At 69.2% G+C, this 10883-nt stretch carries 10 protein-coding genes; 8 read left to right on the plus strand and 2 right to left on the minus strand.

Annotation, left to right across the window (positions count from 1 at the left end; translation table 11 throughout):
- The first annotated feature begins 9 nt into the window (after positions 1-9).
- The 8 genes from VNO22_08425 to VNO22_08460 all read left to right on the plus strand — a co-directional run bounded on the left by VNO22_08425 (position 10) and on the right by VNO22_08460 (position 9820).
- Positions 10-1758: a PQQ-binding-like beta-propeller repeat protein gene (locus VNO22_08425; GenBank protein ID HXG61385.1), complete on the plus strand. Its 1749-nt coding sequence runs from the start codon at positions 10-12 to the stop codon at positions 1756-1758.
- Complete coding sequence (locus tag VNO22_08430; protein HXG61386.1) at positions 1755-2864, plus strand: hypothetical protein; 1110 nt, start codon at positions 1755-1757, stop codon at positions 2862-2864. Before VNO22_08425 ends, VNO22_08430 begins: the two co-directional genes overlap by 4 nt.
- A 67-nt stretch (positions 2865-2931) precedes the next feature.
- Positions 2932-4395, plus strand: a complete 1464-nt coding sequence (locus VNO22_08435) for an aldehyde dehydrogenase family protein (protein HXG61387.1) — start codon at positions 2932-2934, stop codon at positions 4393-4395.
- Positions 4392-6911 (plus strand): iron-containing alcohol dehydrogenase, encoded by a 2520-nt coding sequence (locus VNO22_08440; GenBank protein ID HXG61388.1) that lies wholly within the window; start codon positions 4392-4394, stop codon positions 6909-6911. Before VNO22_08435 ends, VNO22_08440 begins: the two co-directional genes overlap by 4 nt.
- Entirely contained in the window at positions 6895-8187 is a 1293-nt protein-coding gene (locus VNO22_08445; protein HXG61389.1) for an NAD(P)/FAD-dependent oxidoreductase, read from the plus strand. Before VNO22_08440 ends, VNO22_08445 begins: the two co-directional genes overlap by 17 nt.
- A 53-nt stretch (positions 8188-8240) precedes the next feature.
- Positions 8241-8822: a Uma2 family endonuclease gene (locus VNO22_08450; GenBank protein ID HXG61390.1), complete on the plus strand. Its 582-nt coding sequence runs from the start codon at positions 8241-8243 to the stop codon at positions 8820-8822.
- Between the two features lie 18 nt (positions 8823-8840).
- Positions 8841-9266, plus strand: coding sequence for a thioesterase family protein (locus VNO22_08455; GenBank protein ID HXG61391.1), 426 nt, complete (start codon positions 8841-8843; stop codon positions 9264-9266).
- Entirely contained in the window at positions 9263-9820 is a 558-nt protein-coding gene (locus tag VNO22_08460; GenBank protein HXG61392.1) for a hypothetical protein, read from the plus strand. The genes VNO22_08455 and VNO22_08460 overlap by 4 nt, the downstream gene beginning before the upstream one ends.
- On the opposite strand, the gene VNO22_08465 is transcribed toward VNO22_08460, so the two are convergent.
- Positions 9821-10384, minus strand: a complete 564-nt coding sequence (locus VNO22_08465) for a hypothetical protein (protein ID HXG61393.1) — start codon at positions 10382-10384, stop codon at positions 9821-9823.
- A gap of 13 nt (positions 10385-10397) precedes the next feature.
- A partial coding sequence (locus tag VNO22_08470; protein ID HXG61394.1) for an ATP-binding cassette domain-containing protein occupies positions 10398-10883 on the minus strand: 486 nt, incomplete at its 5' end.

Here is a 10883-nt window from a genome sequence, read left to right on the forward strand (position 1 = left end):
GAGCGACACATGCGTCTGACGATCGCGCTTCTGGCCGCCGCGCCCCTCCTCTCGTGCGGACCCGCGCCGGCCCCCGACCGGAACGGGCCGCCCTCCGCGTCAACGGCGCCTCGGATCGCGCCGAAGGCCGCCGAGGACCCGGGCGGAGGCGACTGGCCCCAGTGGGGACGCACGGCCTCCAAGAACATGAGCTCGCCGGCCCGCGGGCTTCCCTTCGAAATCGAGCCGGGCCAGGTGAAGCCCGACGGGACGGTGGATCTCTCGACCACCCGGAACGTCCTCTGGGCCGCCAAGATGGGCTCCCAGACGTACGGGAACCCCACCGTCGCCCGCGGCCGCGTCTTCGTCGGAACCAACAACGAAGGCCGCGGCGACCCGCGCTTCAAGGGCGACTACAGCGTCCTTCATTGCCTGGACGCCGCCACCGGCCGGATCGTCTGGTCGCTCACCGTCCCCAAGCTCGGCACCGGCAAAGTCGGGGACTGGGAGTTCCTGGGCATCTGCTCGTCGCCGACCGTGGTGGACGACCGCGTCTACCTCGTCACCAACCGCTGCGAAGTGATGTGCCTGGATTTCAACGGCCTGGCCGACGGCAACCAGGGCTTCCAGGACGAGGCGCAGTACATGGCCTACGTGGGCACGACCCCCGGAAAACCCGTCGAACTCAAGCCGACCGACGCCGACATCCTCTGGCGCTACGACATGATCGAGGAACTCGGGGTCTTCCCTCACAACATCACCTCGAGCTCGATCCTCGTGGTGGGGGATATCCTTTACTGCTCGACCTCCAACGGCGTGACTTACGACCACACGGACATCCCCTCGCCCAAGGCGCCCGCCCTCATCGCCCTCAACCGCCGCATCGCCGAGCGGCCTGGCGCCACGCCCCGCGAGATTCTCGTGGGCGAGGAGGGATCGGGCCTTTCGCGCCGCATCCTTCACGGAAACTGGACCAGTCCCTGCTGGGGAGAAGTCAACGGCAAAGGAATTCTCATCTACGGCGGCCCGGACGGATTCTGCTACGCCTTCGATCCGGTTCCCGTCAAGGACGCCGACGGCTTCGGCGTCTTCCCGGAGCTCTGGCGGTACGACTGCAACCCGCCGGACCTCCGGTACCGGAACGGCGACCCTTCCAAGCCGATCAAGTATGCCTCGCTCCGGGACGGCCCGAGCGAAATCATCGCCACGCCCGTGTTCCACGAGGGACGCGTCTACGTCGCCATCGGCCAGGATCCGGAACACCGCGGCGGACCGGGGAATCTGTCCTGCATCGACGCGGCCACCGGCCGCAAGGTGTGGGATCGGCGCATCGACCGGACGATGAGCACCTGCTCCGTGGTGGACGGCCTCGTGTATGTGGCCGACTGGAGCGGGTTCCTGTACTGCGTGGACGCCGCCACCGGCGCCCTCCAGTGGAAGTACGACACGGGCAGCGAGATCTGGTGTTCCACCCTCGTCGCCGACGGCAAGATCTATCTCGGCAACTACGACGGCGTTCTGACGGTCTTCGCGGCGGACCTCCTGAAGAAGACCGTCGCCGAACTGGGCCCGGGCCTCGAGATCCAGGTGAAGCGCGGCAAGCTCCTCTTCGACCGCGAGGGCAAGACCCTCAAGGAGGTCGCGGGCGACGACGTCCCGCGGTACGTCCGCGAGGCGCGCTTCGCGGCCTCGATCAGCTGCACCCCCGTGGTGGCTCAGGGGGTGCTCTACGTGGCCACCATGAGGCACCTTTACGCGATCAAGGAGATGAATCGATGACCGCTTCCGTCGCAGGTCCGCTCGCCGCGGCCGTCCGGAAGGCCCAGGACACGCTGGACGCTCACGTCCGGGAAATCGTCCAGTGGCACTTCTCGCCCGAAACGGGGACCCCGTTCTGGCTGGAATGGGCCCGGAAGGCGGGCTGGGATCCCCGCCGGGAGATCCGGGGCTTCGCCGATCTCGTCCGCTTCGGCCACTTCGAGGACGAATGGCTCCGGGGCGGCCCCGTGCGCCGCTGGGTTCCGAAGGCCTACGCGAACCGGCCGATCTACGTCTTCGAGACCGGAGGCACCACGGGCATCCCGAAGACCCGGATCAGCGTGGAGGACTTCCGGATCGATTATGAGATGTTCTCGGACACCCTTCCGGAGAAGTACTTCCCCAAGGGGGCCAACTGGCTGATGCTGGGGCCCTCCGGACCGCGCCGCCTCCGGCTGGCGGTCGAGCACCTCTGCCAGTATCGCGGAGGGATCTGCTTCTGCGTGGACCTCGATCCCCGCTGGGTCATCAAGGTCCTCAAGCGCGGGGCCGTCGAGGAGGCCAAGCGCTACATGGACCACTGCATCGACCAGGCCATGACGATCCTTTCGGCCAATCACGACATCCGCTGCATGTTCGTGACGCCGAAGCTGCTCGACGCGCTGGCGGCCCGCCTGGAAGCCGAAGGCTCCAGCATCCGCAAGGCGGGCATCACCGGCATCTTCTGCGGCGGCACCGAAATGACCGCCCAATGGGCCCGGTTCGCCATCGAGGAACTTCTCGGGCCCGAGGTCTATCTGGCCGCCTGCTACGGCAACACCCTCATGGGCCTGGCCCGCGCCAAAACCATCACGCGCGAAGAAAACTACAAGATCACCTACTACGCCCCCCAGCCTCGGGCGGTGCTCGAGGTCGTCGATTTCGACAATCCCGAGAAAATCGTCCCCTACGGCGGGACGGGCCGCGTGATGCTCACGACCCTGACCAAGGAGTTCTTCATCCCCCGCTTCCTGGAGCGCGACGAGGCGGAGCGCGAACCGCCCACGGAGGAGTTCCCCTGGGACGGCGTCAGCGGCGTGCGGCCCTACCGGGGATTCGCGGCGACGACCACGGTCGGCGTCTACTGATCGCGTATAAATAATTAGACGGGCCGGCCCGCCGGGTCCGCGTTCGGATCATCGTCGAGGGCAAACCGTGATTCACTTTCCCGTTCTTCGCTGGGGCGAGCCGTACAAGAGTCTCGACGTCGAGAAGGTCGTTCACTTCGCCACGGGGGAACCCCTGGCCGAACTCAGCCAGGCCAACGCGGGCCTCATCGAGCGGGATCTCCGCCAGGTCCGCCGCGCCCGCGAGGTCCTGCGGGAGATCCCCTGCAAGGAACTTCTCGAGCGCTGCCGGAAGGCCGCCGACCTGTTCATGAACGGCACGCTTCCCGTCGGGGACGCCGCCCAGACCCCCCGGGACTTCGTCCGCTTCCAGTCCGCCACGACGGGGCTCCCCGAGCACATGTGCCGCATGAACATGCAGAAGCTGCACTACGTGCTCACGAACCTCGAATCCATCCTCCGGTCGCTCCTTCGGGGACTCGATTTCGAGATCCTCACGCGCGGCTACGGCACCGAAGACGGCGTCCTGCGGAGTTACCAGGCGACGACCCCGGCCCTCGGCGTCGTCCTGCCCTCGAACTCCCCCGGCGTCCACGGCCTCTGGCTTCCGATCCTTCCCCTGCAGATCGGACTCGTCCTCAAGCCCGGACCCCAGGAACCCTGGACCCCCTGGCGGATGGCCCAGGCCTTCTTCCAGGCCGGCATCCCCCGTCAGGCCATCGCCATCTACCCCGGACAGGCGGAGGCGGGCGCGGCGGTGCTCTCGCACTGCCCCCGGAGCCTCATCTTCGGAAGCACCGCCACGGTGGAGCGCTACCGCGGCAACCCCAACGTCCACGTCCACGGCCCCGGCTTCAGCAAGATTCTGCTGGGCGAAGACGAAGTGGACCGCTGGGAAAAGTACCTCGACCTCATGGTCACGAGCATCTTCATCAACAGCGGCCGCGGGTGCATCAACTGCTCCGGCATCTGGGCGCCGCGCCACACGCGCGAGATCGCCGACGCCCTCGCCCGGCGCCTGGGGCCCGTCCGGCCTCTGCCGCCCGAAGATCCCAACGCCTCCCTGGCCGCCTTCACGGTCAAGGCTCAGGCGGAGGCCATCGAGAAGGACATCGAAGGCGCCCTCCGCGAACCCGGCGTCGAGGACGTCACCGCCAAGTACCGCGACGGGGCCCGCTACGTCCCCCAGGAGCGCTGCGCGTACCTGCGCCCCACGATCCTCCACAGCGAGTCGCCCGACGCGGCGGCGGCCCACAAGGAGTACATGTTCCCCTTCGCCACGGTGGTGCGCTGCCCCCAGGAGCAGATGCTCGCCAAGATCGGGCCCACGCTCGTCGCCACCGCCATCACGCGCGACGAGAAGTTCCGCCGGGAGCTTCTCGACGCGCGCCATATCGACCGCCTGAACCTCGGGCCGATCCCCACGACCCAGCTCAACTGGCTCCAGCCGCACGAAGGCAACATCGTCGATTTCCTCTTCCGCAACCGCGCCCTCCAGACGGCTCCGATCGAGAACGGATCCCCCGGAGGGCCCACGGAGAAGCCCCGGTGAAGGCCGATCCCGCCGTCCGTCCCGCGCCCTTCGAGGTGCCGACCCGCACCCGCCTCGTCTTCGGCGCCGGAGCGGTGGACCGCCTGGGGGAGCTGGCCCGGGAACTCGGGGCCCGCCGGGCGCTGGTCGTGACCGACCCGGGCATCGTCGCGGCCGGACATCTCGCGCGCGCCCGACGGGCGCTCGAGGCGGCCGGACTCGAAGTCGCCGTCTACGAGGGCGCGCGGGAGAACCCCACGGAGTCGGACGCCGAAGCCTGCGCCGCTTTCGCCCGCCAGGCCCGTCCCGACCTCATCGTGGGCCTCGGGGGCGGAAGCAGCATGGACACCGCCAAGGCCGCCAACGTGCTTCTCGCCAACGGCCGGCGGATGCGCGACTACTGGGGCTACGGGAAGGTCCGAAAGCCCCTGCTCCCCCTCATCGCCGTTCCCACCACCGCCGGCACGGGAAGCGAGTTCCAGTCCTACGCCCTCATCAGCCACGACGAGACCCATCAGAAGATGGCCTGCGGCGACCCGAAGATCGCCGCGGCGGCGGCCCTGCTCGATCCGGAGCTGACGCTCTCCCAGCCGCGCCGCGTGACGGCCAACACGGGCATGGACGCCGTGGCCCACGCCGTCGAGACCGCCGTCACGAACAAACGCCACGAACGGTCCGCGCTCTGCGCGCGCGAGGCCTTCCGGCGGCTCGTCGGCGCGTTCCGGCGGGTTCTGGAGCATCCCGAGGACCTCGAGGCGCGGGCGCAGATGCAGCTCGGCGCCGCCTACGCCGGCATGGCCATCGAGCTCAGCATGCTCGGAGCGGCCCACGCGCTGGCCAACCCTCTCACGGCGCGCTTCGACGTCGTCCACGGCCAGGCGGTGGGGATGATGCTGCCCCACGTCGTTCGCTTCAACGCCGCCGACCCGGCCGCCCGGGACATCTACGGCGACCTTCTTGCCGCCGCGGGACTTGCGCCCGCGGACGCGGATCCGGCCGACGCCGGGGAGAGGCTCGCCGCGCTCCTCGAGGAGCTCCTGGACGCCGCGGGAATGCCCCGGCGCCTGGACGCGTTCGGAGTTCCCGCCTCGGCGGTCCCGGAGCTCGCCGCGGAGGCCGCCCACCAGTGGACCGCGCGCTTCAACCCCCGGCCCGTCGCCGCCGCGGACCTGGAAGCCCTCTACCGCCGGGCGCTCGGTACGCCCGCCGCGGCGACGCCTCCGCCGCCGGCCCCGGACGACGGCGAGTCCGACGTGGGCAATTACTTCGTCTCGAACTACCCGCCCTATTCCTTCTGGAAGCCCGAGCGCGCCCGGGAAGCCCTGGAGGCGTTCGAGGCGCCCTCCGCCCCGGGCGCCTCCCTCGGGGTCTACGTCCACATCCCCTTCTGCCGCAAACGCTGCCACTTCTGCTACTTCCGCGTCTACACGGACAAGAACGCCGAGGAGATCCAGCGGTATCTCGACGGCCTCGTCCGCGAGCTCTCGCTCCTGCGCGACCGCCCCGCGGTGGCCGGCCGGCGGCCGGACTTCGTCTACTTCGGCGGCGGAACGCCGTCGTACCTTTCGGTCCGGCAGCTTTCGATCCTGGCCGACCGGATGAAGGAACTTCTCCCCTGGGACCGCGCGGAGGAAGTGACCTTCGAGTGCGAACCGGGAACGCTGACCGAGGAGAAGCTCCGTTACCTCCGGGAGATGGGCGTGACGCGCCTGAGCCTCGGGGTGGAGCACTTCGACGAGGACATCCTGCGCCTCAACGGCCGGGCGCACGGGGCGGCGGACATCGACCGCGCGTACGGCCTGGCGCGACAGGCGGGCTTCCCCCAGATCAACATCGACCTCATCGCCGGCATGATGGGAGACACGGACGAGCGCTGGGACCGCGCGGTGGATCGGACGCTGGAGCTGCGGCCCGACAGCGTGACGATCTACCAGATGGAGATCCCGTACAACACGAGCCTCTACCAGGACATGATCGCCAAGGGGCTCGACGTCGCGCCGCTGGCGGACTGGAGGACGAAGCGCCGCTGGACGGCGCGGGCGTTCGAGCGCCTGGAGGCGGCCGGCTACGCCGTCACGAGCGCCTACACCGCGGTGCTCGACCCGGGCCGCACGCGGTTCGTCTACCGGGACCGGCTCTGGACCGGGGCGGACCTTCTCGGGCTCGGAGTGGCTTCCTTCGGCCACATCGGGGGCACGCACTACCAGAACGTCCACCACTGGGAACCGTATCTCGAGAAGCTCCGCGCCGGCGAGCTGCCCGTCTTCCGGGCGCTGCGGACCACGCCCGAGGAGCGGTTCATCCGGGAGTTCATCCTCCAGATGAAGCTCGGGCGGATCCGGCCGGACTACTTCCGCGCGAAGTTCGGAACGGACGTGCGGGAGCGGTTCGCCGGGCCCCTGGCGGAACTGCGGCGGCGCGGCTACCTCGAGGAGAACGGCACGGAGCTCCGGCTCCGCCGCGAGGGGCTTCTCCGGGTGGACCGTCTGGTGCATCTTTTCTTCCTTCCGGAGCATCGCGATGCGCGCTACACCTGACGGACGGGACTGGGACGCGATCGTCGTGGGCGGGGGCCCCGCGGGTTCGACCGCGGGGGCGGTCCTGGCGCTCCACGGCCGCCGGGTGCTCCTCCTCGAAAAGGAGAAGTTCCCGCGCTACCACATCGGCGAGTCGCTCATGCCGTACTGCTACTTCCCGCTGGAGCGCGTGGGCATGGTGGAGGCCATGAAGGCCTCCTCCTTCCCGAAGAAATACAGCGTCCAGTTCGTCAGCATGGACGGGCGGGCGTCGCAGCCGTTTTACTTCTTCCAGCACTTCGATCATCCGGCGGCCCAGACGTGGCAGGTGCTGCGGAGCGAATTCGACCGGATGCTCCTCGAGAACGCCCGCGCCAAGGGCGTCGAGGTGCGCGAGGAAACGAAGGTCCTGGAGCTCCTGCGCGAAGGAAACCGCGTGGTGGGCGTCCGGGCGGCGCCGAAATCGGGCCGGCCCTACGAGGTCCGCGCCCCCGTGACGATCGACGCCAGCGGCCGCGACGGCCTGAGCGTGCACCGGCAGCACTGGCGGGTCAACGATCCGGTGCTCCGGAAGACGGCGCTCTGGACGTACTACCGGGGAGCCAAGCGCGACCCGGGGCTCGACGAGGGCGCCACGACCGTCGCCTTTCTTCCCTACAAGGGCTGGTTCTGGTACATCCCCCTCCCGGACGACATCGTCAGCGTCGGAATCGTGGCCGATCCGGATTATCTTTTCGGGGAAACCAAGGACCGGGCCGCGGTCTTCGACCGCGAGGTCGAGCGGAATCCCTGGGTGAAAGACCACGTGGCGCCGGGACGGCGGGTGAACGCGCCGGGACTTTCGGAAGGACCGTTTTACACCACGAGCGAATGGTCCTACCGGTCGCGCTACGGCGCGGCGGACGGGCTGGTCCTGGCGGGGGACGCGTTCGGGTTCCTCGATCCGGTCTTCTCGTCGGGCGTTTTCCTCGCCCTCAAGAGCGGGGAGCTCGCCGCCGACGCGGTCCACGCGGCGCTGGCGGCGGGGGACGTTTCCGCGGAACGCTTCCGGGAATACGGCGCCACGATGTCCCGGGGCATGGAGGCCATGCGGAAGCTGGTCTACGCTTTCTACGACCACGAGTTCCACATGCGGGAATTCGTGCGTCAGTATCCGCACCTGCGGGGGGACGTGACGGACTGCCTGATCGGCAACCTCTTCCGGGACTTCACGGATCTGTTCCGGGCGGTCGGCGAGTTCGCGCGCCTGCCGGAACCTTCGGGGTGCGGAAGCCCGTTCGTGGCCGCCGGGGCGTGAGGGCGGTCCGCCGTTGACGCTCTTCGCCCGCGGGGGTTAGAATGCGCGGCGCCATGGAAGCGCGGCGCGGCCGGACTCCTCCCTCGTCTCCCCGCCGGCGGCTCTTCAGCGTCGGGGAGTTCCACGCTCTGAGCCGGGCGGGCATCCTCCGCGAGACCGACCGCGTGGAGCTGATCCGGGGGGAAATTCTGCGGATAAGTCCGATCGGAAGTCGGCACGCGGCCTGCGTGGATCGCCTGACCCGCAACCTCGTCGTCCAGGTCGGCGCGAGGGCCATTGTGCGGATTCAGAATCCACTGCGTCTGGGAAGCCGGTCGGAAGTTCAGCCGGATATTGCCCTTGTCCGGCCTGCACGGGATTTCTACGCCAAGGCTCATCCGGACCCCCGGGATGTCCGTCTTTTGGTCGAGGTCGCGGAGCAAGCGGAGATCGAGCGGCGGGTGAAGATTCCGCTCTATGCGGATCATCGGGTTCGCGAGGTGTGGCTGGTGGACCTGGGCCGCGGCCTCGTGGAAGCGTACTCCCGCCCCGCCGAAGGAAGGTACCGCGACATCCGCCGGGAAGGGCCTGAGGGCGTTTTGAAGCCGCGCGCGCTTGGGGGAATCTCCGTCGCCGTGAAGGACCTTCTCGGATAATTCGGCGAGGGCTGCGCGATGCCTTCCGAGTTCCGCATGACCCATCGGGTGGAGTTCGCCGACACCGACATGGCGGGGATGGCCCATTTTTCGAGCTATTTCCGGTACATGGAGGTGACGGAACACGCCTTCATCCGGAGCCTGGGGTTTTCGATCGACATGGGACCGCGCTTCAAAGTGGGCTGGCCGCGCGTCCACGTGGAATGCGACTACGGGGCGCCGCTGCGGTTCGAAGACGAGGTGGAGGTCCATCTTCGGGTGCGGGAGAAGCGCGAGAAGGCGATCACGTACGATTTCACGTTCCGGCGGGTCCGGCCCGAGCCGGCGGTCGAGGTGGCGCGGGGGGCGATCACGACCGTCTGCGTGGCGCGGGACGAAAACGGCCGGATGACGGCGGTGCCGATTCCCCAGGAGGTTTCGCGCATGATCGAGGTGGCCCGATGACGTCGCAGCAGGCCCAGCCGGGGATGGCGTGGCTCGGGTTCGCTCTTCTGACGGTGGCGGCGTGGGGAGTGTACGGCGTGTGCCTTCATGCCGGCCAGGTGGCGATGGGCGATCCGGCCCACGGCCGCTGGAAGGCGTTTCTCTTCGTCGGCGTGGCCTATTTCCTGACGGCGGTGCTGGCGCCGCTGGCGATTCTTCTGGTCAAAGGAGCGTCCTGGAGCATGCCGGGCAAGGGCGTCTTCTGGTCGCTCGTGGCGGGGATCGTGGGGGCCGCGGGGGCGTTCGGAGTCCTCCTGGCGTTCGCGGCCAAGGGAACGCCGCCGGTCGTGATGTCGATCGTCTTCGCCGGAGCGCCCGTCGTCAACGCGGTCGTCGCCATGGCGCTTCACCGGCCGGAGGGGGGACTCGCCTCGATCCGGTGGCCTTTCTTCCTGGGCATCGTGCTGGCCGCCGTGGGCGGTTGCCTCGTCACGCTCTACCGCCCGATGCCGCCGGCGCCCGGCAAGCACCCCCCGGTCGCTCCCGCCGCCGCCCCGGCCGAGCGGGGGAAGTGATCAACCCGCGCGCGCCGGCCGTCCCCTCCGCCTCCAGGTTCGAACGCACAAGGTAAGCGCGCCGACCGTCCCCGAGGCGTACGCCGCCACGTGCGCCCAGAGGTTCGCGATGAACCGGTGGTGCCGTTCTTCCGGAACGAGCCCGGCGAGATCCGGAACCAGGCGAACCCACCCCATCTTCGCGAAGAACCATCCGGCGAGCCCCGCCGCCAGCGACGTGACCGCCATTCCCCCGAGCACGACCGCCACGGGTCCGACCAGGTGGCGCGCCGAGAGTTTCGGACGCGATCCCGCGCGGGCGGCCACGGCCAGCGGTACGCCGAGAATCAGGCCCATCCACCACGTGGCGATCACGCCCCAGCCCAGCGCCAGAAGCGCCGGGGACGTCGTGTCGAACACCGGCGGATGCCCCACCGTGAAGTATTCCACGCACACCCGCACGGTCACCTGGTCCTGAACGATCCCGTAGAGGATCGCCGCTCCGACGCTCAGGAGAAGAATGCCGAGCACGGCCATGAAGAAAGTCCAGCACTCTCTTTCGAAATCCCCCAGGTCGCGGGCCACGCCCGGTCGTCCGTCAGCTCCGCTCCCGCAACCGGCCCTCCCGCAGCTCCAGCACCCGGCCCGCCCGCCCCGCCAGGGCCGCCGCGTGCGTCACCACCACCAGCGCCACCCCTTCCTCCCGGTTGAGCTCGAAGAGAAGATCCGCCACCCCTTCCGCCGCCTTCCCGTCGAGCGACCCCGTCGGTTCGTCCGCCAAAAGAAGCTTCGGACGGTTCACCAGCGCCCGCGCCACCGCCACGCGCTGCGCCTCCCCCCCGGAAAGCTGTCCCGGACGGTGATTCAGCCGGTGCGAAAGCCCCACCCGATCCAGAAGCCGCCGCGCCCGTTCCCCGGCCGCTCCCGCCCCGTCCGCCACGAGCGCCGGCACGAGCACGTTCTCCAGCACCGACAGCTGCGGCAGGAGATGATGCAGCTGAAAGACGAACCCCACCTCGCGCGCCCGCAGCCGCGAACGCTCCAGCTCCCCCAGCTCCGAAACGTCCCGCCCTGAAAGAATCAC

It is taken from the genome of Planctomycetota bacterium, assembly GCA_035574235.1.
Taxonomy (GTDB): domain Bacteria; phylum Planctomycetota; class MHYJ01; order MHYJ01; family JACPRB01; genus DATLZA01.

Coding starts and splice junctions, on each gene's coding strand:
- VNO22_08425 (HXG61385.1), top strand. CDS start 10: ATGCGTCTGACGATCGCGCTTCTGGCCGCCGCGCCCCTCCTCTCGTGC.
- VNO22_08430 (HXG61386.1), top strand. CDS start 1,755: ATGACCGCTTCCGTCGCAGGTCCGCTCGCCGCGGCCGTCCGGAAGGCC.
- VNO22_08445 (HXG61389.1), top strand. CDS start 6,895: ATGCGCGCTACACCTGACGGACGGGACTGGGACGCGATCGTCGTGGGC.
- VNO22_08450 (HXG61390.1), top strand. CDS start 8,241: ATGGAAGCGCGGCGCGGCCGGACTCCTCCCTCGTCTCCCCGCCGGCGG.
- VNO22_08455 (HXG61391.1), top strand. CDS start 8,841: ATGCCTTCCGAGTTCCGCATGACCCATCGGGTGGAGTTCGCCGACACC.
- VNO22_08460 (HXG61392.1), top strand. CDS start 9,263: ATGACGTCGCAGCAGGCCCAGCCGGGGATGGCGTGGCTCGGGTTCGCT.